Raw genomic sequence first — 26,555 nt, 5'->3', positions numbered from 1 at the left:
CCGGAGCCCGCAAAGCCATGGCCGAGACCTATTGCGACTCCTATTACGCCGCGACCCGTAGCCCGATTGCCCCATTTCCCAGGCTCGATAAACGGATCGAGGTCGATGTCGCCATCATCGGCGGCGGCTTCACGGGTGTTGCAACGGCGGTCGAACTCGCCGAACGCGGCGTCTCCGTCGCACTGCTGGAAGCCAATGTCATCGGCTGGGGCGCATCGAGCCGGAATGGCGGGCAGATCACGGGATCACTCTCCGGTGACAAGGCGATGCTGAAACAGTTCGCCCGCAAGCTCGGCCCCAAGGCCGAGGATTTCGTCTGGGATCTGCGCTGGCGCGGGCAACGCATCATTCGGAACCGCGTGGAGAAATACGGCATTCAGTGCGATCTGAAATTCGGCCATATGCAGGCCGCCTGGCAGCCGTCGCATATCCCCGAGCTGGAAGCCATCTATAAAATGGCGGTGGCGCGCGGCATGGGCGGTGAGGTCGAGATGGTCTATGGCAAGGCCGTCCGCGACGTCATCGGCACCGACCTTTACGCCGCTGGCCTCATCAACCGGCGCAACATGCACGTCCACTCGCTGAACCTCTGCCTTGGCGAGGCCGATACGGCGCGCCGTCTCGGCGTTCAGATTTTTGAGGACACGAAGGTCCTCGATATCCGCCATGGCAAGCGCGTCGAGCTGGTGACGGCGGGCGGTTCAGTCGTCGCCGACAAGGTCCTGCTCGCCGGCAATGCCTCGCATCATCTGGAACGTTTCAAACTTGCCGGCATGCTCTTTCCCGCCTCGCTCGGCATCGTGACGACGGAGCCGCTGGCGGAAGACCTCGCCCGCGCCATCAACCCGCAGGACATCGCGGTCTACGACACTCGCTTCGTCCTCGACTATTATCGCCTCACCGCCGACCGCCGGCTCCTCTTCGGCAGCGGGACGAACTACACCGGCCGCGAGACGCCCAATCTCGCCGACCAGCTCCGCCCGGCGATCGAGAAGACCTTCCCGCAGCTGAAGGGCGTGCGCATCGATTTCGCCTGGCAGGGACAGGATGGAATCACCATCAACCGCATCCCCCAGCTTGGCCGCATCCGCGACAATGTCTTCTATGCGCAGGGCTATTCCGGCCACGGTGTCGCCACCTCGCATATCGTCGGCGAGATCATGGGGCAAGCGCTCACCGGAAACCCGCGCGACTTTGACATCTTCGCCAGCGCCTGGCATTGGCGGCTTCCGGTCGGGCGGACGCTCGGCAACACCGCCCTCGCCATCGGCATGTGGTATTTCCAGCAGATGGAAAAACGGCGCTAAGTTTCCGCCCCAAACTTGGCACAGCCCCCTACACTTTTGTGCAGTGCCGTTATAATGTCCGGCCAAATCCTGATTTGACATCACAGCAGAGCGCATTCGGAGGCATTCATGGCCGGTCACACCATTCCCCACTTCCAGAACGACGGCGGCCATCGCGTCATCGAGGTCGGCGTGAAGGAATTCATGTGCACGGGCGCATCCGTCCCCTTCGACCACCCGCATATCTATATCGACATGGGCGCCGACGCTGAGAAGGTCTGCTCCTATTGCTCGACGCTCTTCCGGTACAATCCGTCGCTGAAGGAAAATCAGACCAACCCGCCCGGCTGCGTCTTCCTCGTCAAGGCTGCCTGACACTGTTGCCGCGAAAATCTGCAACGGATTTCGCGTCGGCAAGCGCGTTGTAAAATGTGAGCCCTCGCGGCAGCGCGGGTCTTTCCTATCGGACAGGCAGGTGGCGTTATGGCCGTCCAGTCAGCAATCGTCGTGGGAGCAGGCGTAGCGGGATTGACCGCAGCGCTCTCGCTCGCAGAGATTGGCATGCGCATCACGATCATCGAGCAGTCGGCTCAGATGAGCGAGGTGGGCGCAGGCCTGCAGATTTCCGCCAACGGGGCACGCGTCCTTGACCGGCTCGGTGTTCTTCCGCTCATTTCCTCGCAATGGCTGCAGCCGGACTGCGTGACACTGGCCTCGGGCGCGACGCTTGCCGATCTCGCCTCGGTCCCGCTTGGCCGCTTTGGCGTGGCACGATGGGGAGGTCCCTATGGCGTGCTTCATCGGGCAACGCTCCAGCAGGCGCTTCTCAAGAAAGTCGAAGACAATCCTTCCATCTCGCTGATGCTGGGAACGCGGATCGACAAGCCTTCCAAGGAAGCGCTTGAGGCGGAGGCCGGCATGAAGGCCGACCTCTTTGTCGGCGCCGACGGTGTCTGGTCGAAAATGCGCACGCTGGTCGAAGGTGCAGGACAGGCCAAATTTTCCGGTTTTGTCGCCTGGCGCTTCGTCATTCCGGAGCAGGATGCGCCCGCTTTCATTCTCCGCAATCGCGTCACCGCCTTTACGGGCCCCGACGCGCACATGGTCTGTTATCCACTCAAGGATGTCGGCGCGATCAATCTGGTCGCCATCTCGTCAGGCGAAGACCCCGGACACGCGTGGTCGATCAGCCCGACAGACGAACAGCGCCGCGAATTCGTAAGCCGCGCACTTGCCGGCTGGAACCATACGCTGTGCGAAACCCTGCTGGCTGCGCCAAAGCCGACATGGTGGCCGCTCTTCGGGGTCAGCGACGGGCACTGGACCGACAACAGCGATCTGGTGCTGATCGGCGACGCTGCCCATGCGATGCTCCCCTTCGCCGCCCAGGGCGCCGTGATGGCCATCGAGGATGCTTACGATCTTGCGGCTATGGTCAGGACCATGCCGATCGGGGCCGCAGTCCTGCGCTATGAAGCGGTGCGGCGGGCGCGTGTCGCAAAGGTTCGCGCACGCGGCGACTTCAACCGCTTCGCCTATCACGCCCGCGGACCGATCAGGCTCGCTCGCGACGCCGTCTTCGCGCTCAGCCCGCCGACGCGGCTCGCCGCCAAGCTCGACTGGATCTACGGATACAAGGCCGGCGAGCAGCCGGCCTGATGGAACTCAGCGTTCAGCGTCCAACGGCGGCTGCGGCGGCAAAGCCGCGCTCAAGATCGGCAATGATATCCTCGACATTCTCGAGCCCGACCTGCAGGCGGATGACCGGCCCCTCCTTCGGAGCCTTGCAGACCCGTCGGTCGCCGAGCTTGACCGGCACCGCGAGGCTCTCATAGCCGCCCCAGGAATAGCCGAGGCCAAAGAGCTTCAGCGCATTGAGAAAGGCGGATGACCTGGCCTCGAACTCACCTGCATCGTCGACCTTCAGCACGAAGGAGAAGAGCCCGCTTGCGCCCTTGAAATCGCGTTTCCACAGCGCATGGCCGGGGAAGCTCGGCAGAGCGGGGTGCAGAACGGCCGCCACGTCGGCCCTGCCCTCCAGCCATTGCGCAACCGCGAGTGCCGAGCGCTGATGATGCTCCAGGCGGACACCCATCGTGCGCAGGCCGCGCAGGATCTGATAGGCATCGTCCGGGCCGACGCAAAGACCGAGCGTGGTATAGGCTTCCTTCAGCGCGGGCCAATGCTTGGCATTTGCCGACACCGTGCCGAGAAGCACATCCGAATGGCCGGACGGATACTTGGTCGACGCGTGAATGGAGACATCGACGCCGAAGTCGAGCGGCCTGAAATAGATCGGGGTCGCCCAGGTATTATCGATGGTGACGATGCAGTCGTGCCGATGCGCGACCTCGACAATGGCAGGCACATCCTGCATTTCAAGCGTATTGGAGCCCGGAGCCTCCAGATGGACAAGCCGCGTATTCGGCTTGACCAGAGCCTCGATGCCGGCCCCGATGTCCGGATCGAAATAATCCACGCTCACCCCGAGCTTCTTCAGCATCCCGTCGCAGAAGCGGCGCGTCGGGAAATAGACCGAATCGACAATCAGCGCGTGGTCCCCGGCAGACAGATAGGCCAGAAGCGGCAATGTCACCGCGGCAAGCCCCGAAGGCACGAGAACCGTTCCGGCCGAGCCCTCCAGCGCGTCGATCGCCTCGCAAAGCGCATCGGTCGTCGGCGTCCCATGTGTTCCGTAGGTGTATTTCTGTTGACGCTCCGGCGGCGCATTCAGCTCTTCGGCGCTTGGGAAAAGCACGGTCGATGCATGCACGACGGGCGGATTGACGAAGCCGTGATACGCATGCGGATCGTTGCCCAGATGGCCGAGCCGCGTGTTGATGCCTGCCGTGTCGAGAAATTCTTTCTTGCCTGCGCTCATTCTGTACAAACTATCCAATTCCGGCGGACCGGCCACCCTGCCATCGCGCCTCAATTTCACTCGTGCCACAGCGGGCCGGAAAATCCTGTTGCAGCGTGTGACAGTTTTGGAGAGGCATGACGGGATGGTCAACCCCCGCAAGTCACGGCGATGTGTGCAAGGCCGCAAACATAGATAGGTTTCTATATTGAGCAGATGAAAAGAATTTCTGCGGCAATTCGCATCAAAGCGCTGTGGCGCTGCCTCCAGATTAGGCATCGGCCGAAATTTGACCCGATTTTGGAAAAAATGTGGCGACCCGACTTGACCATCGGATCGAAACCGCATGGAATAATCCGGCTCACTCCGGGAGGTTTGTGGGCACCGCGCCGGTGGCTGGGGAAATTCGCCTCGCGTGGTCAAGGGTTTCACCGACAAAGAAAAAAAGGTTGAAAAACAAATGAGCAAGAAGCTTCTGTCCGCCGTCATCGGCACGGCCCTTCTGGGTCTGACCGCCCACACGGCTTCTGCCGGCACGCTCGACACCGTCAAGAGCAAGGGGTTCCTTCAGTGCGGCGTCAACTCCGGTCTTGCCGGCTTCGGCTTCCCTGATGCAGCCGGCAACTGGTCCGGTTTCGACGTCGACTACTGCCGCGCCGTTGCTGCCGCCGTCTTCGGCGACCCGACCAAGGTCAAGTTCACGCCGACAACCGCCAAGGAACGCTTCCCGGCGCTGCAGTCCGGCGAAATCGACATGCTCGCCCGTAACACGACCTGGACGATCGGCCGCGACACCGCGCTGGGCTTCCTCTTCCGCGCCGTCAACTATTACGACGGTCAGGGCTTCATGGTCCGCAAGAGCCTCAACGTGAAGTCGGCTCTGGAGCTTTCGGGCGCTGCCGTCTGCGTCCAGTCCGGCACCACGACCGAACTGAACCTTGCCGACTATTTCAAGTCGCATAACCTGCAGTACAACCCGGTCGTCTTCGAAAAGATCGAGGAAGTGAACTCCGCCTACGACTCCGGTCGTTGCGACGTCTACACGACCGACCAGTCGGGTCTTTACGGCGTTCGCCTGACGCTCTCGAAGCCGGACGATCATATCATCCTGCCGGAAATCATCTCCAAGGAGCCGCTTGGCCCGGCCGTTCGCCAGGGCGACGACCAGTGGTTCAACATCGTTTCCTGGACGCATTACGCCCTGGTCACTGCTGAAGACTTCGGCATCACCAAGGCCAATGTCGACGAAATGCTGAAGTCGCCGAACCCGGACATCAAGCGCTTCCTCGGCGAGGAAAAGGACCAGCATGTTGGCAAGGATCTCGGCCTTGACGAAAAGTGGGCCTATAACGTCATCAAGGCTGTCGGCAATTACGGCGAAGTCTTCGAGCGCAACCTCGGCGGCAGCTCGCAACTCAAGATCGCTCGTGGCCTGAACGCCCTGTGGTCGAAGGGCGGCCTGCAATACGCTCCGCCGATCCGCTGATACGCACACTGCCAAGTCGGAAGGCGGGTCTATCCCCGCCCTCCGCATCTCAGAGCCTAGACAAGATTGCCCATAAAAACAGGGCAACGGGGGAAAAAGGCAATGGCCGCAAATATCACGGAACCGGTCGGCGATGACCGTCCGCGTTCATCACTCCTTTACGATCCGATGGTGCGCAGCATCCTTTATCAGGTGCTGACGGCGATCATCTTCGTTGCGCTGTTCTGGTGGTTCTGGAGCAATACGCTCGAAAACCTCCGCCGCGCCAACATCGCCTCGGGCTTCGGCTTTCTCAATGGCCGTGCGGGATTCGACGTCGGTCAGTCGCTGATCGCCTATACAAGCGACGCCACCTATCTGCGCGCGCTCTATGTCGGCTTCCTTAACACGCTTCTGGTCGCGTTCACCGGGATTATCACGGCGACAACCATCGGCTTCATCGTGGGTATCGGCCGGCTTTCGCACAACTGGCTCATTGCCAAGGTGTCGCAGGTCTATGTCGAAGTATTTCGCAACATTCCGCCGCTGCTGGTGATCTTCTTCTGGTACAAGGGCGTTCTGGCGGTCCTGCCGCAGCCGCGTGACTCCGTCCACCTGCCCTTTTCCATTTTCCTGAACAACCGTGGCCTCGCATTTCCGAGACCGATCTGGGGCGACGGCACATGGGCGATCCCGATCGCTTTTCTGGTCGGCATCGTCGCGGCGGTCGTCGTGTCAAAGTGGGCGTCGGCCCGTCAGGCGCGCACAGGCCAGCCCTTTCCGAGTGGCTGGACCGGCTTCGGGCTCATCATCGGCTTGCCGGTCCTGACCTTCCTGGCGCTCGGCGCTCCGCTCAGCTTCGACTATCCCGTCGCAGGCAAGTTTAACCTGAGCGGCGGCTCGGTCGTCGGTCCCGAATTCGTCTCGCTCTATCTCGCGCTGTCCTTCTACACGGCAGCCTTCATCGCCGAAATCGTCCGCTCTGGCATCCGCTCTGTTGCCAAGGGGCAAACGGAAGCGGCCTTCGCACTCGGCCTGCAGCCCGGCGTGACCACCCGAAAGGTGATCGTTCCGCAGGCGCTCCGGATCATCATCCCGCCGCTGACGAGCCAGTATCTCAACCTGACGAAGAACTCGTCGCTGGCCATTGCCATCGGCTTCTCCGATCTGGTGGCGGTCGGCGGAACGATCCTCAACCAGTCTGGCCGCGCGGTAGAAATCGTTGCGATCTGGATGGCCATCTATCTGTCGATCAGCCTCGCCACGTCGCTGTTCATGAACTGGTTCAACGCCAAGATGGCACTGGTGGAGAGATAAGATGGTCGATATGTCTTCCCACTATGTCCGCAGCCAGATGCTGGCTCAGGAAGCTCCGCCGTCGAACACGACGGGGCTTGGAGCCTGGTTGCGGCAGAACCTCTTCGCCACGCCCAAAGACGCGGTTCTGACGATCCTCGCCCTGCTTGTTCTCGCATGGCTCATACCGGATGCGGTGAACTGGCTCTTCATCAAGGCCGTCTGGTCGGGCGCCGACCGAACGGTCTGCGCCACGACCGAGCAGGTCGGCGGCATCCAGCCAGCCGGCTGGTCGGGTGCCTGCTGGGCTTTCGTCCAGTCGCGCTTCAGCATGTTCATCTTCGGCCGATATCCGCTCGAAGAACGCTGGCGGCCGATTCTCGTCGGGGTAATGCTGGTGGCGCTGCTCGTGCCGATGCTGATCCCGAAGGTTCCGCGCAAGGGGCTCAATGCCGCCCTGCTCTTCGTCATCTTCCCCATCGTCGCCTTCTATCTGCTGCTGGGCGGCGTGTTTGGGCTCAGCCATGTGGAGACAGCGAACTGGGGCGGGCTGATGGTGACGCTCATCCTGTCCTTCGTCGGCATCGCCGTGTCGCTGCCGGCGGGCATTCTGCTGGCGCTCGGCCGACGCTCGAAGATGCCGGTGATCAAGACGCTTTGCATCATCTTCATCGAGGTGATCCGTGGCGTACCGCTGATCACGGTCCTCTTCATGGCCTCGGTCATGCTGCCGCTCTTCCTGCCCGCAGGCGTTAACTTCGACAAGTTCCTGCGCGCACTGGTCGGCGTGTCGATCTTCGCGGCCGCCTATATGGCGGAAGTCATCCGCGGCGGCTTGCAGGCCATCCCGAAGGGACAGTATGAAGGCGCAGACTCGCTGGGTCTGGGCTACTGGCAGAAAATCCGCCTGATCATCCTGCCGCAGGCGATCAAGCTGGTCATTCCGGGCATCGTGAACACCTTCATCGGCATGTTCAAGGATACCTCGCTCGTCATGATCATCGGCATGTTCGACCTGCTCGGCATAATCAACCAGAGCTTCTCTGATGCGTCCTGGGCGACGCCGGTGACGCCCGTCACCGGTCTGATCTTCGCAGGATTCATGTACTGGCTCTTCTGCTTCGGCATGTCGCGCTACTCCGCCTTCATGGAGCGGCACCTCGACACCGGACACAAACGATAAGAAAGGGAACCCAAATGGCCCAGGCACAGAAAATGACGGTCTCCGCAACGGACGTGGCCGTCGAAATCACCAACATGAACAAGTGGTACGGCGACTTCCACGTACTGCGCGACGTCAATCTCAAGGTCATGAAGGGCGAGCGCATCGTCATCGCCGGCCCGTCCGGCTCCGGCAAGTCCACGATGATCCGCTGCATCAACCGTCTGGAAGAACACCAGAAGGGCAAGATCGTCGTCGACGGCATCGAACTCACCAACGACCTGAAGAAGATCGACGAGATCCGCCGCGAAGTCGGCATGGTGTTCCAGCACTTCAATCTCTTCCCGCATCTGACCATTCTCGAGAACTGCACGCTCGCGCCCATCTGGGTCCGCAAGATGCCGAAAAAGGAAGCCGAAGAGATCGCGATGCACTACCTGAAGCGCGTCAAGATCCCGGAACAGGCCAACAAATATCCCGGCCAGCTCTCCGGCGGCCAGCAGCAGCGCGTGGCAATCGCCCGTTCGCTCTGCATGAAGCCGAAGATCATGCTATTTGACGAGCCGACCTCGGCGCTCGACCCGGAAATGGTCAAGGAAGTGCTCGACACCATGGTGGGCCTGGCCGAAGAAGGCATGACCATGCTCTGCGTCACCCACGAAATGGGCTTTGCGCGTCAGGTCGCCAATCGTGTGATCTTCATGGACCAGGGCCAGATCGTGGAGCAGAACTCTCCGAACGAGTTCTTCGACAATCCGCAGCATGAGCGCACCAAGCTCTTCCTCAGCCAGATCCTTCATTGAACGATCGCGGTGGAAGACCGTGGCCGAAGGCCTGGGATTGCGAACTCTTTGACGACATGGAAGGCTCCCCCTGCGGGAGCCTTTCTTTTGCTGGCTACCTGTGGTCGACATTACGCGGAACGGCCGAAATGCACGCCGCACGATATTTGCCTTGAAGACCTGGAAATCCATGTCTGCCAGCTGAACGAATCCTGCTATCAACGGTAGCATCGACCATGGATACTTTCAGAGTTTGCGAGGCCGCCTTGTTCTCGATCATCATGCCGAGCCATCGCCCGCTGGATGGCGCGCTGCGCTCGCTGGAGAGCGCGCTGCAATTTGTCGAGAAACGAAACGGGCTCCTGATCGTATCCGACAATTCCGGTGACGCGCGCAAGACAAAGGCCCTTGTCGGCTGCTCGCCAAACCTTCTTTATTCGATCCCGTCAGACATGAGCGCGCAAGGCAATCATGTGAATGCTTTGCAGATGGCGACGACCGATTTCGTCATGATGATGGGCGACGACGACGAGATTTACGAGGCCCCCGATCAGTCGCCCTTCGACCTGTCGGCGCTGCCGGAGGATTACATCGGCGTGAAGCCCCTGATTGCGGTCACCAATGCAGAGGGGCAGATCAAGCGGGTCAAGGATTTTGCGCTGGAGCAGAATACACCCAGCGAAAGAATGTTCGGCTACAACGAGAAGTCTGGTGGAGACAATTCCGCCTTCTACAGCATCTATCGGCGGGTGCCCTTCTCGAACCTCATGAACCATTTCTACGCCCGACACCCGACGAAGGCCGGAAACGGGGACTGGGCATTGGCCTACACGCTGTTTTCCTACGGCAAGCTGGCCTACGATCCCAGCACGATCCTGAAATACAATTTTCACAAATGGGATTCCGAACAACAGGTGCAGGCACAGGTCGACGCAATTTTCGCTGCCGCTAAGCTCGATGAAAGAGCAAGGCATTACCGGCAATTGCTCATTTATCTCGACATCATGATCATGTCGCACAGTCATGTGTCACCGCTTGGGAAGGTCGACAAGGCCGATATCGCTGCCAATGCGGGACGGTCGTTCCTGCGAGGCTTCCAGAATCGCGTTCTTCAAGACCAGGAGACATACGGTCCCGAAGTCGTGGCAACCGTCGCCAGCTGGATGGCAAATGCTGCGCAGAATGCAGACGACGACCTCAAGCGCGCGATCGAACTGACCGGGTTCATCCAGCCTTCGCTGCCGGACGCCTACAGGGCGTTTCTCGACGCCTCGCAACCGGCTTGATACCTCAAAGATCGCAGCGTTCACGCAGCGCCACCTGCCGGAGTCAAAAAAGGCCCGGACATGCCGGGCCTCGTCATGCACACAGATGAGGCCGTTCAGTTTGCCGAGGCAAAGGCGATGGACTGCGCCATTTGCGTGGCGCTGCGGCGCTGGTCTTCGGTCGCGACAGAGAAAGCCTGCTCCTGCAGATCCTGAACCCAGGTCCTGTCGTCAGGCTCACAGTGATCAAGCGCAGCAGTCAAATAGGCAAGGCCACGTACCGTCTGGCCCTGCTGGAAGAGCAGGCTGCCGAAGAGCGCCGTTGCACCGACATGGCCCTTCTTGCGCGCATGGTTCAGCCACTTCATCGCTTCCAGCGGATCGGGCTTGCCGCCCTGCCCGGAGAGGATCATCTTGGCGAGCTGGAACTGCGCTTCCGAAACCCCGAATGTGGAGGCAACCTGGAAATAGAGCTGACGCGCTTCGGACGGATCCGCCTTCACGGGGCTGCCCGGAATGCCGTTCAGATAATAGTGCGCCAACGCCATCAACGCATTGATGAAATAGCCGGTATCGGCCGAGCCGGGCTCGATGCCCTTGCCCGCGATGTCGCTATACATCTTGAAGGCTTCGAAATCGTCGCGCGTCACGCCGTCGCCGTCGGCATACATGTTGGCCAGCGCCCAGCGCGAGCCTGTATGACCCTTCTGTGCAGCATAACGGTAGGCTTCCACGGCCTCGGATTTCTGGCCGGCCTTGTAAGCCTTGAAGCCGAACTTGAAGAGGTCGAACGGTCCGGAATCCTTGCTGACGCCCGAATTCGGATCGAACGCGTAGCATTGATTGAGGGGCATGATAGACAAGGCGGCAAACAGCCCGGCGACCGCCGGCGTTGCAAACCTCAACGCTGTCTTTACCATGATGTCACGCATCTCCCGTCACGCACATGCGCCCGTCGCCAGTCATCAGCAAATCCCCGTTCACAGGGACGCGAAAAACCAACCCAGGCAAGCGTCCGGAACAAACCTCTTCGGTCCTCCATCGCGCGCCTGTCGGCATCGAACTCAAAAATGCGGCCTGGTTCATATTGTCCTTGAGGTGCGCCCTCCGCATCGTCCTTCCCGCTGACCCTGCGGGAGTGAGGCCAATGCGCCTGAATCTCAGAGCGCCCTTTGCTATGTATAAGCTGCTCCTGCTTTGTGGCGGGAAATGGACAAATTGTAACGGGGGACCTGCAGCGGCGCGCGATCTCGCGAAAACTGTTGCTGAATCGTCACATTTTCTGACAGACGAATGAGCAAAAAGAAACCCGGCGGGAGAAATTCACGCCGGGTTAAGCCTTTATTAACCTTACCGAAATCTCAACCGGCTTCGGCAATGCGCGAAAGTGCCACGAGCAGGCTCGCCTTCTGGCCTTCCAGCTCGGCGAGTTTCTCGCGCTCTGCTTCGACAAGCTCCGGCTTGGCATTCTCGACGAACTTTTCGTTCGAAAGCTTTGACGAAATCTTGGCAATATCGGCCTCGACTTTCGCCAGCGCCTTCTCGAGCCGCGCCTTCTCGGCCACGAGATCGATCAGGCTGCCGAGCGGCAGGCACACCGTCGCCTCGCGCACCACGATCTGGGCAGCCCCCTTCGGCGCATGATCGGCGAACGAGATCGCCTCGACGCGCGCCAGACGCTGCACGGCCGCCTCATGACGGTCAAACCGCCCCTCGGTGAGCGAATGCGCGCCCACGACGACGAGCGGAGCTGTCGCTGCCGGCGGAACGTTCATTTCCGAGCGCGCGGAGCGGATGCCGGAGACCAGATCGATCAGCCAGTTGATTTCATCAGCAGCCGCATCATCCTCGAAGTCCGGTGTCGGCCATTCGGCATGGCAGAGAAGCTGGTTGCGCGGTGCGCCTTCGGGAGCCGTCACCGCCCAGAGCTCTTCCGTCATGAAGGGCATGAACGGATGCATGAGCTTGTAAGTCTCTTCGAGAACATAGGCAGCCGTCGCCTGCGCTTCCGCCTTCGCGCCCTCGTCCTCGCCGTTGAAGATCGGCTTCAGCAGCTCGAGATACCAGTCGCAGAACTGGTTCCAGACGAACTTGTAGATCGCGCCGGCCGCATCGTTGAAGCGGTAGGACGTGATTGCCGCCGTCACGTCGCGCGCTGCACGCGAGAATTCGGTGAGGATCCAGCGGTTGACGGTAAGCGCCACAGCTTCCGGCACGAAATGCGGATCGGCCGCGCCAACGCCGTTCATCTCGGCAAAGCGCGTGGCATTCCAGAGCTTGGTGCCGAAATTGCGGTAGCCGGCGATACGGGCCGGGTCGAGCTTCACGTCACGCCCCTGCGCCGCCATGATGGCGAGCGTGAAGCGCAGCGCGTCCGCACCGTATTCGTCGATCAGTTCAAGCGGATCGATGACGTTGCCCTTGGACTTCGACATCTTCTGCCCGTTCTTGTCGCGCACCAGTGCATGGACATAAACGGTGTGGAAGGGCTCGACCGGATTGCCGTCCTCGTCCTTCATGAAATGCAGGCCCATCATCATCATGCGGGCGACCCAGAAGAAGATGATGTCGAAACCGGTGACGAGAACGTCGGTCTGGTAATACTTGTCGAGTTCCGGCGTCTGTTCCGGCCAGCCGAGCGTCGAGAATGGCCAGAGCGCGGAAGAGAACCAGGTATCGAGCACGTCCTCGTCGCGGGTGAGAATTTCGCCCGGCTGGAAGTTCTCAAGCTTCTCTTCGACCCAGGCCTTCCACGGGCCTTCATGCGAGATGTAATGCTGGATGGCGGCGTGCAGCGCCTCTTCCTCGGTCTTCTCGACAAAGACCTGCCCATCCGGACCATACCAGGCCGGGATTTGGTGACCCCACCAGAGCTGGCGCGAAATGCACCATGGCTGGATGTTTTCCATCCACTCGTAATAGGTCTTTTCCCAGTTCTTCGGCACGAACTTGGTGCGGCCTTCGCGGACGGAGGCAATCGCCGGCTCGGCCAGCGTCTTGGCGTCGACATACCACTGTTCGGTCAGACGCGGCTCGATCGGAACGCCGCCGCGGTCGCCATGCGGAACCATGTGCTTGTGCGGCTCGATCCTGTCGACAAGCTCCAGCGCCTCCAGCATCTCGACGATCAGCTTGCGCGCGGCAAAACGGTCGAGCCCCTGCAGCGAGGCGATCGTGTTCTTCAGTTCCGCCGTGTCGGCGAGGCCTTCCAGAAACTCCTCGTTGCCGTCGATATCGATCTTTCCGTCAATGGAGAGCACATTGATCATCTTGAGGCCCTGGCGCTTGCCGACCTCGAAGTCGTTGAAGTCATGCGCCGGCGTCATCTTGACGGCACCCGTGCCGGCTTCCGGATCCGGATATTCGTCCGCAACGATCGGGATCAGGCGGCCGGTCAGCGGCAGAACGACATGCTTGCCGATCAGCGACTGATAGCGCGTGTCGTCTGGATGAACGGCAACGCCGGTGTCGCCCAGCATGGTTTCCGGACGGGTCGTTGCGACGACCAGATAGTCGCGCGTTTCGGTAACAAGCGTCTCCGTGTCCTCGTCATAGCGGACGGGATGTTCGTAGGTGACGCCCGGCTCCAGCGGATAGCGCAGATGCCAGAGATTGCCGTTCACCTCGACCTGCTCGACCTCAAGGTCAGAGATCGCGGTCAAGAGCTTCGGGTCCCAGTTCACAAGGCGCTTGTCCTTGTAGATCAGACCTTCTTTGTAGAGCGTGACGAAGACTTCGAGAACGGCGGCAGACAGCCCCTCGTCCATGGTGAAGCGCTCGCGCGACCAGTCGCAGGAGGCGCCGAGACGCTTTAGCTGGTTAAAGATCAGCCCGCCCGATTCGGCCTTCCACTCCCAGACCTTCTCGATAAAGGCCTCACGGCCCATGTCGCGGCGGCTCGGCTGCTTTTCGGCGGCCAGCTTGCGTTCGACAACCATCTGGGTCGCGATGCCTGCGTGGTCCATGCCCGGCTGCCAGAGCACGTCCTTGCCGCGCATGCGCTCGAAGCGCACCATGATGTCCTGCAAGGTATTGTTGAGCGCATGGCCCATATGCAGTGAGCCGGTGACATTCGGCGGTGGGATCACAATGGTAAAGCTGTCCGCATCCTGCCTTGCATTCGCGCCCGCGCGAAACGCGTCTGCAGCGTCCCACTTCTTGGCGATTTCCGGCTCTACGCTCTTGGAATCATAGGTTTTGTCAAGCATGGCGGGTCAGCTTCTTCATGAGTTATGCGTGGGGCTTGTAAACCGGATGCACATCATGAAGTCAACAAAAAAGCCATTCCGTGACAAAGCACGGAATGGCTATCCGACAAGCGTTATCCCACCCCTCCAGAAGGCGTCTTTTCGTCCGGGGTCAACAGGACGACGACACGGACAACGGACCGTCGGTAATCGATCTTTTTGTCGCATAGGACTATACTCATGTTTAGTCCTTGTCGCCAAGTCCAATTTTTAGTTCGGCATATGAAGTATTTCTGTCAGCCGGCGATATACGCCTTGATATGCTCTGCCTCATTTTCGATAGCACGAATATGAGCCTTCACCACATCGCCAATCGAAATGATGCCGATCAGCCGGCCGTCCCGCTCGACAGGGATGTGGCGCGCGCGCCGGGCGCTCATGAGTTGCATGAGATTGTCGACGGTCATATCCTCGGTGCAGCGATAGACATTTGACCACATGACATCGGCAATCTGCCGATCGAGGCAACCTGCACCGTGATCGGCAATGGCGCCGACGATATCACGCTCCGCAATGATGCCGACGATACGCCGGCTGTCATCCACCACCACAACCGCACCGATATGTCGCTTGTGCAGCACGTTTGCGACTTCGGCAACTGTTGCCGAAGGGCTCAGCGTGACGACTTCGTTACCCTTTTCACTCAGTATAGCTTTGACGTTCATTGGCTTCTCCCAAATCCAATGCCACATTCGCTCTCGCGATTGAAAGACGAGCACTCCTCCTGCCGGTCTTTCAATGAGACGATGGTGCTACGGACCGGCTCGCATTGCAAGTTTTTCCGCCCGATATGCTTTATCGGGCGGTGCCACGCACGGGATCGAACAGCGGAAACAGTAGAAATCCGGCAAGGAACCCGCCGAGATGCGCCTGCCAGGCGATGGCCTGTGTCTGCCCCGGCGCGCCGACCCCCAGGCCCGCCAGCACGACATTGGCGATCAGCCAGAAAGCGATGAAGAGCAGGACCTCCCGGCTGCGCAGCGTCTCGATGATGGAAAGTCGCCGCTGCAGCGCCGAAAGGGCAGGATCGCGCATGCCGCCACTGCCTGACCACACGAACCGGCAGGCAGCGCCGGTGAGACCGGATATGGCACCGGATGCCCCGACGAGCAGAGTTTCGGCACCGAAATTGGCAAGATCGAAGGCGAAGGCAGCTGCGACAGACGTCAGCACCCAGAAGATCGCAAACCTCCAGGCACCGATTCGCAACACGACGGGCGTTCCGAAGATCGCAAGCCAGATGTCGTTGAAGATCAGATGCTCCCAGCCGCCATGCAGAAAGGCATAGGTCACCGGAGATGTCAGCGCCGGCAGCCATTCACCGGAGAGCGAACCGCCAAAACGGGCCGGAATGAAACCGCCATAGTAATAAAGCGTCTGCACTGCAGCATCATCGAGAATCCAGCTGACGAGAACTTCGATCAGAACCGTCACTGCGACGACGGCAACGATGGCGGGTGGCACGTTGAACAGCGGTTCGCGTTGCGGCGGCGCGGGCTCGCCTCCCCACGGACCGACCGGGCCCTGCTCACCAGTCGGGTCTGCCGAGGCAGCTTCGCGCTCATCGTTCATGTCGTACCTCTGCTTCGCTCCGTCACTATGGCATCAATTACGGATCGCGGCGGCAAAAGAAAGTCGGTTTCCCAGAAATTCCAAGCGAGAAAAACGGCCGGCCAGAGAACCAAGTATTAACCGAACCGAGGCTATTGCTAAATAAGCAGAAATTTGGGTTTGCAGGGGAAAGATGGACACGACGCCGATCGCGCACAGCCGGGTGCCCATGGCCAACGACCAGCGCATGTTCCAGCGCGTGTCGGTGAGCCTGCATGGTCGCATGCTTTCCGCATCCCGTGAAGAATACGATTGCGTCGTCGTCGACATGTCTCCGGGCGACGCCCATATCGAGTCCGAGGCCCGCGTCAACGTCGGCGACCGCATCATTGCCTATATCGACCACATCGGCCGCATCGAAGGCGAAGTGCTCAGCCTCGGCGCCAAGGGGCATTTCGTCATTTCCGTGAATGCGACGGAACGCAAGCGCGAAAAGCTCGCCGCCCAGCTCACCTGGATCGCCAACAAGCACGAACTCGGCCTGCCCGAGGATCGCCGCCACGAGCGTCTCGCACCGCGCAACAACCGCTCCGAGATCGTCCTTGATGATGGCCGCGCCTATCCCTGCCGCATCATCGATCTTTCGCTTTCGGGCGCTGCCATCGAGATTTCCGTCCGCCCCGCAATCGGCACCGCCGTCCAGCTCGGCAACATGCGTGGCCGTGTCGTACGCCACTTCCAGGAAGGCGTGGCGATTGAATTCTCGGCGCTTCAGACGAAGGAATCGCTCTCCGCGCTGCTCTGACAAGCAATCCCATTTCGACACATCTCGAAGCCGGCTTGAGACATCTCAGCCGGCTTTTTGCTGTCCGCTGTCCTTTCCTGGGTCAACAATGTCCCGGAACAGATCGTTCAAATTTTAGTCAAATTCGCCTCAAGCTTTATTCATATTATATTCGAATTTTATTCTTATTTTCCGAAGTATTGATCCGAATTAGACTGAAAAGTTTCGCGTGATATAAAAAACTACCTGCTATTGCTCTTCTCACAACGGGAGAATAGCAATGCAAAAAACAATAAGAACAGCGCTTGCCGCACTCGCCTTCACCGCAGCCGGCACCGTCAGCGCCTTCGCCCTGCCCGCCAACATGCAGAGCCTCGGCGCGACCAATCCGCCGGTCGGACATTACGACTATTGCAAGCGCAATCCGTCGGACTGCCAGCCGAATACGGACGGCCAGCAGGCCTACCATCTCGATGAAGCCAACTGGAAAACGATTCTCCGGATCAACTACAACGTCAACACGACGATCAAGCCGATGACGGACCAGGAGCTTTACGGCGTCGAGGAATACTGGGCGATCCCGACAACGGCCGGCGACTGCGAAGATTATGCGCTCCTGAAGCGCAAGCTCCTGCATGATGCAGGCGTTCCCTATTCCGACCTGCTGATGACCGTCGTCCTGCAGCCGAACGGCGAAGGTCACGCGGTACTGACCGTCCGCACAGATCGCGGCGATTTCGTTCTCGACAACATGCGCACGAAGGTTCTGCTCTGGTCGGAAACCGAATATCGCTTCCTCAAGCGTCAGGCCACGGACAATTCCGCCCGGTGGGTCAAGCTCGACGACGGTCGCGCCACATCCACTTCGGTCGGCACGCTTCGCTGATACCGTTCCCGGCGAGCATCGGAACGCGGCCCGGGGAAACCCCGTCAGGGCCGCGTTTCTCTTTTCATGGCAGGTGAAATACGCGTCGCACCAGCGTCAGAACGACATAGCCGTAAAGGAGCGCCCAGCCGGCTGCGGCAGACCATCCCGTGATCTGTTCGCCCGCCGTTTCCTCGCCCGAGCGGAAACCTTCGACCAGACGCGTGGCAAACAGCCCCGGCCCGCAGACCAGTGCGGAAGACCAGAAAACAACAAACCGGCCCGCCGGGCCCACATGCCCACGCCCGGCGTGAAGCTCCGCGCGCTCGGCAACAAAGCCGGAAAGTGCCAGCGGAATGGCAAAGCCGGTCAACAAACACAACACAAGATCGGCAAAATTCATCATTTGTTAACCCTATTCCAACAGGGTTGAGCGAGCAAGAAACGTGCCGCGATTTTCTGTTTCTTTCCGGAACGAATTCGCCACGAAACAGGCTGGAAGCCGGCGCGTTGGACAGGGGGCGTGCAGAAATGGCACAGGACATGATCGATTCTGCTCCAATCCTTTCGGCAGGCCTCGTCCGCAAGGCAGTCATTGGCGCCATCGTTCTCGGCTCCCTGACGGTCGGCGTCAGCTATGCAGGCAAGTGGTACGGCAAGCGCATTGCCGTCGGCGAATATTCGGCCAGCACGACCGCCATCGACATCACGATCGGCCCGGACCGCCTGAAGCTTCCGGAAAACGCGATCCGCTTCCCCGAGCAGCGTTTCTCCGGCAAGCAGGAACAGGTCAATCTCGCGCTGCAATGGCCCGAGATGAAGGGCTACGATTCGTCCAGCGCCAAGCGCTTCTTCGATATCTCCAACGCCAGTTCGTTGATTTTCCTGCAGATGTCGCAGTCGATCATGACGCGCGACATGTCGGGCCGCGTCGCGCCGATCTATTCGCGCCTTTTCGATGGCGCGGCGGAACAGGGTCCGGGCGGCCTCTCTCTGCACCGCTTTCGTCAAGGCTCCGGCTATGGCGACGAAGTCCTGCTGACCGATCCGAACGGCGGCGCCGAACCCTATGCCGTGCGCTGCGTCCTCCCGGCCACCCCCACCCAGTCCACCGGCGCGGATTGCCAGCGCGACTTTCTCGCCGGCTCCGATCTCAGTGTCCAGTACCGATTCTCGGCCAGCCTCCTGAAGGACTGGAAGACACTGGATGCAGCGGTTCGCACTTACGCCACCGCCCATCTGGCAAACTGATTTCACTCTTCGAACTGCCCTGAGAAATCCGTGTTTCCGCGCCTTTCAGGCATGCGCAATGCTGCCCGCTCGGCAGCATCGGCGCAGCCAAAATCCTCAACAAATTGAGCGAACTCGTAAACGCGCCATTCATCATAAACCGATTGGTAACGCTATCCGACTAGTGTCTCCCAATGGCGCTGAGGAGGGATGGCGCCGCCAAACAGGTGAGCAATTCTTGTAAGAGTAAAAAGTGGCAATGCTGAAAAACTCCCAGAAAAAACGTTCGACGACCGGCGGTTTCGCAGGTCTGTTCCGGAAGATCGCTCTGACGATCGTTGCAGGCACGTTTTTTGCCGCCAGCACCGCCTATGCAGCCAAGCAGGCTGGCATCGTCATCGATGCCAATACGGGCAAGGTTCTCTACAATCAGGATTCGGGCGGTCTGCGTTACCCCGCATCACTGACGAAGATGATGACGCTTTATCTCGTCTTCGAAGCACTGAATTCCGGCAAGCTGACCAAGTCGACGCCGATCACCATGTCGGCAGCAGCCGCAGGTCAGGCTCCGACGAAGCTCGGCGTGCGCGCCGGCGGCACGTTTACCGTCGAACAGGGCATTCTGGCGCTCGTCACCCGCTCCGCCAATGACGTCGCTTGGGCCTTTGCCGAAACGCTCGGCGGCTCGGTTCCGAACTTCGGCAAGATGATGACGGCCAAGGCGCGTTCGCTTGGCATGCGCAACACGATCTACGTCAACCCGAACGGTCTGCCGGACGATCGCCAGCTGACGACGGCCCGCGATCAGGCGATGCTCGGAGTCGCGCTGCGCCAGCATTTTCCGCAATATTACAGCTATTTCTCGGTCCGCTCCTTCCGCTTCGGCAAGCAGGTGATCGGCAATCACAACCATCTTCTCGGCCGTGTCGCCGGCGTGGACGGGATCAAGACGGGTTACACACGCGCAGCCGGCTCGAATCTCGCAACGTCCGCACGCGCAGATGGTCACTCGATCGTCGTCGTCGTGCTTGGCGAGCGCTCCGCCGGCGCCCGCGACGCCCGCGTGACGGAACTGGTCAAGCGTTATCTCCCGCAGTCCTCGAACGGGCGTGGCAACTTCGTCATCGCCCGCTCCTCGCCCGCCGCTCCGCAGCCGCTTGCCATCCCGGCCCCGGTTCAGTCGGCTGCAGCCATGGCCTCGAAGCCGGTGGAAGTCGCTTCCGCAAGTGCCGACCTGCCGCCTGCCGCCGTGCCGGCACCGCCCGCCGAGATCAACCGCATCGATCAGGCCTTCGGCGATGCTCCGCGAAAGCAGGCTGTGGCGGAAGCGTCGAACGATGACGATGAAGACGCCTCCCCGGTCAAGACCGCCTTTGCGGCGCCGCAGGCCAAAAGCCCGGCCAAGGCCGTGAGCGAGACCGAAGAGAAGGAAGAAAAGGAAGTGGCCAAGTCGGTCTCCAAATCTGGGGACGACAGCGAGGACGAGGACGGCGTGGACAATGTCACCACCGCCTCCACCTCGCGCTCCAAGGACAAGGGCTGGACCATTCAGGTTGGCGCAGCGCCGAGCAAGGAACTCGCAGAGGGTCTTCTCGACAAGGCAAAGGCCAAAGGCGGCAAGGTATTGCGTTCCGCCGATCCCTATACGGTCGCCGCGGTTTCCGACGGCGCCAAAATCTACCGCGCCCGCTTCAGCGGTTTCCGCGGCCAGGACTCGGCAGTGAATGCCTGCAAGGCGTTGAAGCGCCGCGGCATCAGCTGCTGGGCAAGCCTGGAGTAGAACTCATGAGTTTCGTGCGGCCCATCAACGTCGTTCCCACTGATCTGGCTGCCGCACAGCCGATATCCCGCGTCGCGACACGTGTTCGCCGCGCCGCTGGACCATCAACGACCCGGAAGCCCGCGACCCCGCGGCCTACCCTCGATTTTTACCGTGTACGAGGCCTGTCATGTCGATGAACGAAAATTTCCAGGGCACCGAGACCAGCGGTCTTCGCCCCTTCCGCAACATGCTGCATCCGCTGCACGAAGCGGCGATGCGTCTGGCCAGCGCCGGCGGCAAGGCGCGCACCCGCGATCTCGTCGCGATGCTGCTGAGCCATGGCGCACGCGCCTGGCGCAGCGCCCAGCCGAAGACGCAGATCCACCTCTACACGACCGCCCCGAACGGCCGTCGTCCGGTTCGCATCCGCCTCGGCTGAGATTTTCAGGCGCGAACCTGCCACCAATTGCCGTCTTCCGAGACCGGCTCGATGCCGCCCGCGTCAACCTTTGTGAGAAGGTCGCGGGCGCTTTGCGTTCCGATCACAGTCTCCGGCGCGTAATCGCAAAGCGGGATCAGCACGAAGGCGCGTTCTGCAATGCGCGGATGCGGCAAAAGCAACCGCTCCGCATCGCTGGTGACCCCTTCATAGGTCAGAATGTCGATATCCAGCGTGCGCGGCCCCCAACGCTCGATGCGCACGCGGTTCATCTCCTTCTCGAGAGCAAGACAAAGGTCAAGCAGCGCGTCCGGCTCAAGTGTAGTCTCAATGAGCGCGCAGGCATTGAAGAACCAGTCCTGGTCCGTCTTGCCCCAGGGCGGCGTCCGATAGAGCCGCGACACGGTCGCGACGCGACAGTCCGGTCGCGCTTCGATCAACTTCAACGCGGCAGCCATATTGGCGGCCGGATCGCCAATATTGCCTCCGAGCCCGAGATTGGCTCTCCGGAAGCGTGGCTCAGGGGACATGCGTCACCGTGACTTCGACATAGTCGAGCACGCCCGGAACCGGCGCGTTCGGCTTGCGCACGGTGATTTCGGCACGCCTGATATGCGGGAATTTCGCGCAGAGCCCGGTCGCGATATCGGCCGCCAGCGCCTCGATCAGATAGCGCCGCTGACCCAGCACAACCGATTCAATCACCTTGAAGGCGACGCCGTAGTCCACCGTGCCGTCCAGTTTATCGTCCTGCAGCGGCGCTTCCGCCTCCACATCCAGCCGCGCGTCGACAAAGAAACGCTGACCGAGAAACGCTTCCTCATCGAAAAAGCCGTGGCGGGCGAAGAACGCACAGTTCTTCATGTAGATCGTATATTGCTTCACCGGATCATCCTTCTGAGGCGCCAAGCCCGGATGCAATCATAGCATCCGTGACCGCCAGCGCATCCCTGCTGCTTGCGACATCGTGCACCCTGAACACGCTAGCCCCCGCAAGCCGTAATATCGCACTCGTCGCTGCCGTTGCGACATCGCGTTCCGCGGCCGGACGGCCCGTGACATCGCCGAGGAACCGCTTGCGCGATGTGCCAGCCAGCAAGGGCAGACCAAGTCCGTGCAGCTCTTCAAACCGCCGCATCAATTCAAGATTGATTGCCGCCGTCTCCTTGGCGAAGCCGAAGCCGGGATCGAGCACGATGCGCGAACGTTCGATCCCCGCCTCATCAGCAATTTTCAGGGAGCGGGCAAAAAAGGCTCGCTGGTCTTCAATGACATCGGGCAGAACCACCCGCTCGCGACCCGTATGCATGATGCAGACCCCGGCGCCCGCCTTTGCGGCAACATCGGCAATCTCCGGCTCGCGTGTCAGGCCCCATACGTCGTTGACGATATGCACGCCGGCAGAGAGCGCCGCCGCAGCCGTTCCGGCGCGATACGTGTCGACGGAAATGACCGGACCCTCGCGGCCAAACCGATCCGCCAGCGCCGAGATGACCGGCAGGATGCGCCGCCGCTCCTCCTCGGCATCAACGACGGCAGCGCCGGGCCGCGTGGATTCCCCGCCGATATCGAGAATATGCGCGCCCGCCTCCGCCAATCGGAGCGCCTGGTCGATTGCATCTCGGGTGGTCGAGAACTGTCCGCCATCGGAAAAGGAGTCCGGCGTCACATTGACAATCGCCATGATCAGGCCACGGGGGCCCAGCGTCAGCGAACGGCCATGCGCCAGGGGCCATAGGCGCGGCTCGAAACGGGCTCCATTCAGCATCCAACACCCCGGAATTAAGGCTTTTGCAACACCTGCGGCAGAATCGCGGCATCTTTAGCTTTTTTTATTGCTCTCCGCCCCGCTATGCAGCAAGCTCGGCTCAAAGACAATAAACGGGGACTGTGCTGATGAATTTTGTTTCGGTATGGGCGTCTTGGCGCGTAATTGCCTTTCTGGGAACCGTGCTATGCGGCTTTGTCGCATTGGCCTCTCTGGCCAAGGCAGACACAAGCGTTCGCAAGTCCACCGTCTACTTCACCGTGAGGGGCAAAACGGCCTCCGAACTCGACAGTGCGCTATTGCGCAACGGTCCCCAGGCCGGAGGCATGGCGCGTCACCCCGGTGCCGCTCAGATCAAATTCTCCGGCGATATCAAGTATAGCGAAGCGAAGGGCCGTTGCTCAGTCGCTGCTGCCCGCGTCAACCTGAACCTCAAGCTCATCCTGCCGAACTGGAAGGATCGCAACGGCGCCCCGCGCGGCCTCGCCGTTCTGTGGGATTCACTGGCCGGTGACATCACGCGCCACGAAGAGCGTCACGCCGAAATCGCAACCCAGCATGCCCGCCAGATGGAACAGGCACTGAAATCTCTTCCACCGCAAAAGACCTGCGAGGCCATGCAGGCGCTGGTTTCCACCACCACCGACAAGCAGATCGCCCTGCACGACGAAGACCAGCAGCGCTTCGACGCCATCGAGATGGCCAATTTCGAAGCCCGCATCATGCGGCTCGTGAAAGAACGTCAGGCGCAGATGCAGCAGGCAAGTGCCGCGCAGTGATGGAAGCCGGCGCGTGGCTGAGACAAAGAAAAAGAAAATCAAGATTCACGAAATTGATTCCCTCGGCGCGCATCGGGGATGGGAATGCGTCAATTACAGTCGCCTGCAGCCGGATAAATTTGGAATAACACCCAAGATTTCTTGGCCGGATGGGAAGTTTTCAGTCACTGCAGGCCCTTGGACCCTTCCTGTATTTGTCGAACCTCCGCACATCGTCATAGATAGGAAAATCCGCCGCCCGGATTGGGATGTGCAATATAAAGACGGGTGTCTCTTTATTTCGGGGAAGTTCAGAAACCTGATCAAAGAAGTTGCGCCCGATACATGTGAATTCCGTCCATGTGTCACGGAATTCCGCAATGGCGAACAGGGACCGGAAATATGGCTTTGCTCACCGATAAAAGCGTTTGCTCAAACCATCGATCTAGTCAAATCACACGTGCAGGTGAGTGGTTACGGTTTTTATATGAATCCGGGCATTTTCGACAGGATGAGGCTTTCTTTTGTTGAAACTGAAATGGTCGAAGTTCATCTTTTCCGCATCGCCGAGATGTCAAACGGAATATTCTGCGACGACTTCTTCAAGATGAAATGCAGAGAGGCGGGAATAAAATCGATTTCCTTCAAGGAAATCGGCGAGCTTCCCGCTAGCTGAAATTACACCGCATCTAAAAACACCGGCGGCCTGGCGCCTGTTCATTCCTAGCAGCGTCGGGCACGACTGCAATGTCGTCGTTCACACGATTGACGTACTCGTTGCCCCAACCTTGCGCGAGGCTGATGGCGTCAACAGGCAATCACCTGACAAAAGTTGCAGTGGCAATGCCGTAACTCTTGAGTTACATTAACTGCAATGAGCGTCCGAGGCAGGCCCCACGCAATGCGTTGAGAGCCTTAGCCACAGAAGACGGACCGGCGCCGTTGGCACCCATTTTGACGGAAAAGCCGTCGCGTTTCAGTCTTGTCGATGCCGCGCGTTGAACTGGCGGCGAAGTTGCCGGAGCCTGATCACGAGCCTGATCACTCTGGGCAAGCGGTTGCGATTGTGCGCAACGAAAACGAAATTCGATCCGATGGCCGCGCGGGGGAACATGCGGTTTCGGATCCGGGGATATTCCACCTTCTCCTGGCGCGCGTCCTTTGACGACAGGGCGCATCCTCCCTCGCCCCTGGCGCGCCCGCCTGGCCTCGCTTGACGGTTTCCGCAAGCGAGGCTTTTTTTGTCCGCAAATGAGGCGAACGCCGCCTGAAACGCTGATCGTATCAGGCCTGCTTTTCCGGCACGCGCACGACGAGACCGTCAAACGCATCCGACATCTTGATCTGACAGGAAAGCCGCGAGGTGGGGCGCACGTCGAAGGCGAAGTCGAGCATGTCTTCTTCCATCGGCTCCGGCGAACCGACCTTTTCAGACCACGCCTCGTCGACATAGACATGACAGGTGGCACAGGCGCAGGCGCCGCCGCATTCAGCCTCGATGCCCGGCACGGAATTGCGCACGGCATTTTCCATGACCGTCGAACCGGACTGCGCATCAATTTCGAACGGCGTTCCGTCGAACGCGATGATTGTCAGCTTTGGCATGGGAAACCTGTATCCTTCAAAAATTCGCCCCGCTCCGGATCGAAATCCGCGCGAGGCGATGTCCTGCCGCAGGGCGGACCATACGGCAATCTCGTCTGCGTCATAACAGAACGATCACTCGTCCCGATAGACCTTCTCGCGACGCTCGTGACGCTCCTGCGCCTCGATCGACAGCGTGGCGATCGGCCGCGCGTCGAGGCGCTTCAGTCCGATCGGCTCGCCCGTCTCTTCGCAATAACCGTAAGTGCCGTCTTCGATCCGCTGAAGCGCCGCGTCGATCTTGGAGATCAGCTTGCGCTGGCGGTCGCGGGCACGAAGCTCGATGGCACGGTCGGTTTCGGAGGAGGCACGGTCGGCGAGGTCGGGATGGTTGGCGCTTTCTTCGGCGAGGTGGTCGAGTGTCTCGCGCGCTTCCCGGAGAATTTCATTCTTCCAGTTGATCAGCTTGGCCCTGAAATAGGCCTGCTGATTGGGATTCATGAACTCCTCGTCTTCAGAAAGGACATACTTGCTAAGTTCGATAGTCTCACTCAACGCGATTCTCCTGGAGAACATCACTTTCAGCGGGTGTATAGCCACATTGGAGTCACAGTTCAAGCAAGGAATGCCGGCTTTTACACCTTGATGAGGATAAAACCGAAACGCCTAAAATTTCGTCAAGCTTTTGAATAGGTGTGACAATTTCATGACCAGAATCGCACCCCTCCCCGAGCCGCGGCGCCTGGACGGGCATGAGGCCGCACCATCTTGACACCCCGCACGCACTTTGCACCTTTCGACCAGCTTGACCCGCTTCGAGCCGCAACCTAAATTTCGGCCTCCCGCAGTCTGATCGGCGCTGGCCTGTCTTCAAGCAGACGGACGGCGGATAATCGGGCGGTTCCGCTCTCCATTCGGTCCGTTCGACATTGGCGGGCCCAAGCGAAGGTCCATGCAGTCACATTCTCCTGCCGCCAGCCGGCTCTTCCTGCTCAGACACGCACAAAGCGCCTGGCCGAGGCCCGGCGAGCGCGATTTCGAGCGGCAACTGGACCAGACCGGCCGCGAAGAGGCCGAGCGCATCGGCCGAGCCGCTGCTGGAATGGATATCAGCCCGACCATGCTGTTCTGTTCGCCTGCGGAGCGCTGCCGGCAGACCGCCGCCGCCTTCATCTCGGCCATGGAGCATGCACCGCATGTGACGCTCGACCCTGACCTCTATAGCGAGGGGCCCGAACACTACCTGACCCTCTGCAATGACGTGGAACCGGGCAAGAGCCTGATGATCATCGGGCATAACCCGATGATCGAGGAGACCTTCCACCGTCTCGCCGGCATAAAGGCGGCAAACGCACACATCCCGGCAGGCTTCCCGACCGCAGGCCTTGCTGCCTTTGCCCGCACAGACAACGAGCCCTGGCGGCTGGAAACACTGCTCACGCCCTGAACCA

General features: G+C 60.3%; 27 protein-coding genes. 16 read left to right on the top strand and 11 right to left on the bottom strand.

What is annotated here, in order from left to right; genetic code table 11:
• Nucleotides 1–17: 17 nt before the first annotated feature.
• From ABID16_RS03715 to ABID16_RS03705, 3 genes are all read left to right on the top strand, one after another.
• On the top strand, nucleotides 18–1,307 hold the full coding sequence (locus tag ABID16_RS03715) for an NAD(P)/FAD-dependent oxidoreductase (protein WP_354554995.1): 1,290 nt from the start codon (nucleotides 18–20) through the stop codon (nucleotides 1,305–1,307).
• Between the two features lie 108 nt (nucleotides 1,308–1,415).
• On the top strand, nucleotides 1,416–1,661 hold the full coding sequence (locus tag ABID16_RS03710) for a zinc-finger domain-containing protein (RefSeq protein WP_354554994.1): 246 nt from the start codon (nucleotides 1,416–1,418) through the stop codon (nucleotides 1,659–1,661).
• Nucleotides 1,662–1,769: 108 nt separating this feature from the next.
• Nucleotides 1,770–2,945 carry an FAD-dependent monooxygenase gene (locus ABID16_RS03705; protein WP_354554993.1) on the top strand — a complete coding sequence of 392 codons (1,176 nt, stop codon included), beginning with the start codon at nucleotides 1,770–1,772 and terminating at the stop codon, nucleotides 2,943–2,945.
• A gap of 13 nt (nucleotides 2,946–2,958) precedes the next feature.
• Here the strand turns inward: ABID16_RS03705 and ABID16_RS03700 are convergent, their stop codons facing one another.
• A complete protein-coding gene (locus ABID16_RS03700; protein WP_354554992.1) occupies nucleotides 2,959–4,167 on the bottom strand; it encodes a cystathionine beta-lyase in 1,209 nt (402 codons plus the stop codon).
• A gap of 439 nt (nucleotides 4,168–4,606) precedes the next feature.
• Between ABID16_RS03700 and ABID16_RS03695 the strand changes: the two genes are divergently transcribed.
• The 5 genes from ABID16_RS03695 (at nucleotide 4,607) to ABID16_RS03675 (ending at nucleotide 10,137) form a co-directional block, all read left to right on the top strand.
• The gene (locus tag ABID16_RS03695) at nucleotides 4,607–5,632 is read left to right on the top strand and encodes an amino acid ABC transporter substrate-binding protein (protein ID WP_354554991.1); all 1,026 of its coding nucleotides are present in this window, start codon (nucleotides 4,607–4,609) and stop codon (nucleotides 5,630–5,632) included.
• 102 nt (nucleotides 5,633–5,734) lie between these two features.
• Nucleotides 5,735–6,928: an amino acid ABC transporter permease gene (locus tag ABID16_RS03690; protein ID WP_354554990.1), complete on the top strand. Its 1,194-nt coding sequence runs from the start codon at nucleotides 5,735–5,737 to the stop codon at nucleotides 6,926–6,928.
• Nucleotides 6,929–6,938: 10 nt separating this feature from the next.
• Nucleotides 6,939–8,090 (top strand): amino acid ABC transporter permease, encoded by a 1,152-nt coding sequence (locus ABID16_RS03685; protein WP_435532382.1) that lies wholly within the window; start codon nucleotides 6,939–6,941, stop codon nucleotides 8,088–8,090.
• A gap of 14 nt (nucleotides 8,091–8,104) precedes the next feature.
• Nucleotides 8,105–8,872: an amino acid ABC transporter ATP-binding protein gene (locus ABID16_RS03680; protein ID WP_354554988.1), complete on the top strand. Its 768-nt coding sequence runs from the start codon at nucleotides 8,105–8,107 to the stop codon at nucleotides 8,870–8,872.
• A gap of 215 nt (nucleotides 8,873–9,087) precedes the next feature.
• The gene (locus ABID16_RS03675; RefSeq protein WP_354554987.1) at nucleotides 9,088–10,137 is read left to right on the top strand and encodes a glycosyltransferase family protein; all 1,050 of its coding nucleotides are present in this window, start codon (nucleotides 9,088–9,090) and stop codon (nucleotides 10,135–10,137) included.
• A 95-nt stretch (nucleotides 10,138–10,232) separates the two neighbouring features.
• Here ABID16_RS03675 and ABID16_RS03670 read toward each other — a convergent pair whose 3' ends face one another.
• The 4 genes from ABID16_RS03670 to ABID16_RS03655 form a co-directional block, all read right to left on the bottom strand.
• Nucleotides 10,233–11,036: a tetratricopeptide repeat protein gene (locus ABID16_RS03670; RefSeq protein WP_435532354.1), complete on the bottom strand. Its 804-nt coding sequence runs from the start codon at nucleotides 11,034–11,036 to the stop codon at nucleotides 10,233–10,235.
• Between the two features lie 441 nt (nucleotides 11,037–11,477).
• Nucleotides 11,478–14,324: a valine--tRNA ligase gene (locus tag ABID16_RS03665; protein WP_354554986.1), complete on the bottom strand. Its 2,847-nt coding sequence runs from the start codon at nucleotides 14,322–14,324 to the stop codon at nucleotides 11,478–11,480.
• Between the two features lie 275 nt (nucleotides 14,325–14,599).
• Nucleotides 14,600–15,028 carry a CBS domain-containing protein gene (locus ABID16_RS03660; RefSeq protein ID WP_354554985.1) on the bottom strand — a complete coding sequence of 143 codons (429 nt, stop codon included), beginning with the start codon at nucleotides 15,026–15,028 and terminating at the stop codon, nucleotides 14,600–14,602.
• A 130-nt stretch (nucleotides 15,029–15,158) separates the two neighbouring features.
• A complete protein-coding gene (locus ABID16_RS03655; protein WP_354554984.1) occupies nucleotides 15,159–15,935 on the bottom strand; it encodes a rhomboid family intramembrane serine protease in 777 nt (258 codons plus the stop codon).
• A 172-nt stretch (nucleotides 15,936–16,107) separates the two neighbouring features.
• Here ABID16_RS03655 and ABID16_RS03650 point away from each other — a divergent pair, with 172 nt between their 5' ends.
• A complete protein-coding gene (locus ABID16_RS03650) occupies nucleotides 16,108–16,719 on the top strand; it encodes a PilZ domain-containing protein (RefSeq protein WP_354554983.1) in 612 nt (203 codons plus the stop codon).
• 259 nt (nucleotides 16,720–16,978) lie between these two features.
• The gene (locus ABID16_RS03645) at nucleotides 16,979–17,584 is read left to right on the top strand and encodes a transglutaminase-like cysteine peptidase (RefSeq protein ID WP_354554982.1); all 606 of its coding nucleotides are present in this window, start codon (nucleotides 16,979–16,981) and stop codon (nucleotides 17,582–17,584) included.
• 64 nt (nucleotides 17,585–17,648) lie between these two features.
• On the opposite strand, the gene ABID16_RS03640 is transcribed toward ABID16_RS03645, so the two are convergent.
• Nucleotides 17,649–17,969 carry a hypothetical protein gene (locus tag ABID16_RS03640; protein WP_354554981.1) on the bottom strand — a complete coding sequence of 107 codons (321 nt, stop codon included), beginning with the start codon at nucleotides 17,967–17,969 and terminating at the stop codon, nucleotides 17,649–17,651.
• A gap of 137 nt (nucleotides 17,970–18,106) precedes the next feature.
• Between ABID16_RS03640 and ABID16_RS03635 the strand changes: the two genes are divergently transcribed.
• From ABID16_RS03635 to ABID16_RS03625, 3 genes are all read left to right on the top strand, one after another.
• The gene (locus ABID16_RS03635; RefSeq protein ID WP_354554980.1) at nucleotides 18,107–18,814 is read left to right on the top strand and encodes a hypothetical protein; all 708 of its coding nucleotides are present in this window, start codon (nucleotides 18,107–18,109) and stop codon (nucleotides 18,812–18,814) included.
• Nucleotides 18,815–19,052: 238 nt separating this feature from the next.
• Entirely contained in the window at nucleotides 19,053–20,573 is a 1,521-nt protein-coding gene (locus tag ABID16_RS03630; protein WP_354555893.1) for a D-alanyl-D-alanine carboxypeptidase, read from the top strand.
• A 169-nt stretch (nucleotides 20,574–20,742) separates the two neighbouring features.
• Nucleotides 20,743–20,994, top strand: a complete 252-nt coding sequence (locus ABID16_RS03625; protein WP_354554979.1) for a hypothetical protein — start codon at nucleotides 20,743–20,745, stop codon at nucleotides 20,992–20,994.
• Between the two features lie 5 nt (nucleotides 20,995–20,999).
• Here ABID16_RS03625 and folK read toward each other — a convergent pair whose 3' ends face one another.
• From folK to folP, 3 genes are read right to left on the bottom strand one after another with little or no spacing between them, the layout of a single operon-like run.
• Nucleotides 21,000–21,524: a 2-amino-4-hydroxy-6-hydroxymethyldihydropteridine diphosphokinase gene (folK, locus tag ABID16_RS03620; protein WP_354554978.1), complete on the bottom strand. Its 525-nt coding sequence runs from the start codon at nucleotides 21,522–21,524 to the stop codon at nucleotides 21,000–21,002.
• Nucleotides 21,514–21,879: a dihydroneopterin aldolase gene (gene folB, locus ABID16_RS03615; RefSeq protein WP_354554977.1), complete on the bottom strand. Its 366-nt coding sequence runs from the start codon at nucleotides 21,877–21,879 to the stop codon at nucleotides 21,514–21,516. Before folB ends, folK begins: the two co-directional genes overlap by 11 nt.
• 4 nt (nucleotides 21,880–21,883) lie before the next feature.
• Nucleotides 21,884–22,762, bottom strand: coding sequence for a dihydropteroate synthase (folP, locus tag ABID16_RS03610; RefSeq protein WP_354554976.1), 879 nt, complete (start codon nucleotides 22,760–22,762; stop codon nucleotides 21,884–21,886).
• A 128-nt stretch (nucleotides 22,763–22,890) separates the two neighbouring features.
• On the opposite strand from folP, the gene ABID16_RS03605 reads away from it, so the two are divergent.
• Nucleotides 22,891–23,541: a DUF922 domain-containing Zn-dependent protease gene (locus ABID16_RS03605; RefSeq protein WP_354554975.1), complete on the top strand. Its 651-nt coding sequence runs from the start codon at nucleotides 22,891–22,893 to the stop codon at nucleotides 23,539–23,541.
• 13 nt (nucleotides 23,542–23,554) lie between these two features.
• Complete coding sequence (locus tag ABID16_RS03600; protein WP_354554974.1) at nucleotides 23,555–24,196, top strand: imm11 family protein; 642 nt, start codon at nucleotides 23,555–23,557, stop codon at nucleotides 24,194–24,196.
• Between the two features lie 608 nt (nucleotides 24,197–24,804).
• Here ABID16_RS03600 and ABID16_RS03595 read toward each other — a convergent pair.
• Together ABID16_RS03595 and dksA are read right to left on the bottom strand one after the other, a co-directional pair.
• Nucleotides 24,805–25,125: a 2Fe-2S iron-sulfur cluster-binding protein gene (locus ABID16_RS03595; RefSeq protein WP_109857464.1), complete on the bottom strand. Its 321-nt coding sequence runs from the start codon at nucleotides 25,123–25,125 to the stop codon at nucleotides 24,805–24,807.
• A gap of 114 nt (nucleotides 25,126–25,239) precedes the next feature.
• Nucleotides 25,240–25,659 carry an RNA polymerase-binding protein DksA gene (gene dksA / locus ABID16_RS03590; protein ID WP_109857463.1) on the bottom strand — a complete coding sequence of 140 codons (420 nt, stop codon included), beginning with the start codon at nucleotides 25,657–25,659 and terminating at the stop codon, nucleotides 25,240–25,242.
• A gap of 397 nt (nucleotides 25,660–26,056) precedes the next feature.
• Here dksA and ABID16_RS03585 point away from each other — a divergent pair, with 397 nt between their 5' ends.
• Nucleotides 26,057–26,551, top strand: a complete 495-nt coding sequence (locus tag ABID16_RS03585) for a SixA phosphatase family protein (RefSeq protein WP_354554973.1) — start codon at nucleotides 26,057–26,059, stop codon at nucleotides 26,549–26,551.
• Nucleotides 26,552–26,555 lie beyond the last annotated feature (4 nt).

Origin of the sequence: Limnomicrobium aquaticum, assembly GCF_040545545.1 — a bacterium.
In the GTDB taxonomy this organism is placed as follows: Bacteria; Pseudomonadota; Alphaproteobacteria; order Rhizobiales; family Rhizobiaceae; genus Ensifer_A; species Ensifer_A aquaticum.
This window is presented reverse-complemented; position numbering and strand designations above follow the sequence as displayed.

What these genes read in the sequence shown, in the direction of transcription:
- ABID16_RS03690 (WP_354554990.1), top strand. Translation starts at nt 5,735, where the DNA reads ATGGCCGCAAATATCACGGAACCGGTCGGCGATGACCGTCCGCGTTCA.
- ABID16_RS03665 (WP_354554986.1), bottom strand. Translation starts at nt 14,324, where the DNA reads ATGCTTGACAAAACCTATGATTCCAAGAGCGTAGAGCCGGAAATCGCC.
- ABID16_RS03645 (WP_354554982.1), top strand. Translation starts at nt 16,979, where the DNA reads ATGCAAAAAACAATAAGAACAGCGCTTGCCGCACTCGCCTTCACCGCA.
- ABID16_RS03630 (WP_354555893.1), top strand. Translation starts at nt 19,053, where the DNA reads ATGCTGAAAAACTCCCAGAAAAAACGTTCGACGACCGGCGGTTTCGCA.
- ABID16_RS03715 (WP_354554995.1), top strand. Translation starts at nt 18, where the DNA reads ATGGCCGAGACCTATTGCGACTCCTATTACGCCGCGACCCGTAGCCCG.
- ABID16_RS03585 (WP_354554973.1), top strand. Translation starts at nt 26,057, where the DNA reads ATGCAGTCACATTCTCCTGCCGCCAGCCGGCTCTTCCTGCTCAGACAC.
- ABID16_RS03705 (WP_354554993.1), top strand. Translation starts at nt 1,770, where the DNA reads ATGGCCGTCCAGTCAGCAATCGTCGTGGGAGCAGGCGTAGCGGGATTG.
- ABID16_RS03685 (WP_435532382.1), top strand. Translation starts at nt 6,939, where the DNA reads ATGTCTTCCCACTATGTCCGCAGCCAGATGCTGGCTCAGGAAGCTCCG.
- ABID16_RS03670 (WP_435532354.1), bottom strand. Translation starts at nt 11,036, where the DNA reads ATGGTAAAGACAGCGTTGAGGTTTGCAACGCCGGCGGTCGCCGGGCTG.
- ABID16_RS03595 (WP_109857464.1), bottom strand. Translation starts at nt 25,125, where the DNA reads ATGCCAAAGCTGACAATCATCGCGTTCGACGGAACGCCGTTCGAAATT.
- ABID16_RS03680 (WP_354554988.1), top strand. Translation starts at nt 8,105, where the DNA reads ATGGCCCAGGCACAGAAAATGACGGTCTCCGCAACGGACGTGGCCGTC.
- ABID16_RS03700 (WP_354554992.1), bottom strand. Translation starts at nt 4,167, where the DNA reads ATGAGCGCAGGCAAGAAAGAATTTCTCGACACGGCAGGCATCAACACG.
- folK (WP_354554978.1), bottom strand. Translation starts at nt 21,524, where the DNA reads ATGTCCCCTGAGCCACGCTTCCGGAGAGCCAATCTCGGGCTCGGAGGC.
- ABID16_RS03660 (WP_354554985.1), bottom strand. Translation starts at nt 15,028, where the DNA reads ATGAACGTCAAAGCTATACTGAGTGAAAAGGGTAACGAAGTCGTCACG.
- ABID16_RS03710 (WP_354554994.1), top strand. Translation starts at nt 1,416, where the DNA reads ATGGCCGGTCACACCATTCCCCACTTCCAGAACGACGGCGGCCATCGC.
- ABID16_RS03605 (WP_354554975.1), top strand. Translation starts at nt 22,891, where the DNA reads ATGAATTTTGTTTCGGTATGGGCGTCTTGGCGCGTAATTGCCTTTCTG.
- folP (WP_354554976.1), bottom strand. Translation starts at nt 22,762, where the DNA reads ATGCTGAATGGAGCCCGTTTCGAGCCGCGCCTATGGCCCCTGGCGCAT.
- ABID16_RS03655 (WP_354554984.1), bottom strand. Translation starts at nt 15,935, where the DNA reads ATGAACGATGAGCGCGAAGCTGCCTCGGCAGACCCGACTGGTGAGCAG.
- ABID16_RS03695 (WP_354554991.1), top strand. Translation starts at nt 4,607, where the DNA reads ATGAGCAAGAAGCTTCTGTCCGCCGTCATCGGCACGGCCCTTCTGGGT.
- ABID16_RS03625 (WP_354554979.1), top strand. Translation starts at nt 20,743, where the DNA reads ATGTCGATGAACGAAAATTTCCAGGGCACCGAGACCAGCGGTCTTCGC.
- ABID16_RS03635 (WP_354554980.1), top strand. Translation starts at nt 18,107, where the DNA reads ATGATCGATTCTGCTCCAATCCTTTCGGCAGGCCTCGTCCGCAAGGCA.
- ABID16_RS03675 (WP_354554987.1), top strand. Translation starts at nt 9,088, where the DNA reads ATGGATACTTTCAGAGTTTGCGAGGCCGCCTTGTTCTCGATCATCATG.
- ABID16_RS03640 (WP_354554981.1), bottom strand. Translation starts at nt 17,969, where the DNA reads ATGATGAATTTTGCCGATCTTGTGTTGTGTTTGTTGACCGGCTTTGCC.
- ABID16_RS03650 (WP_354554983.1), top strand. Translation starts at nt 16,108, where the DNA reads ATGGACACGACGCCGATCGCGCACAGCCGGGTGCCCATGGCCAACGAC.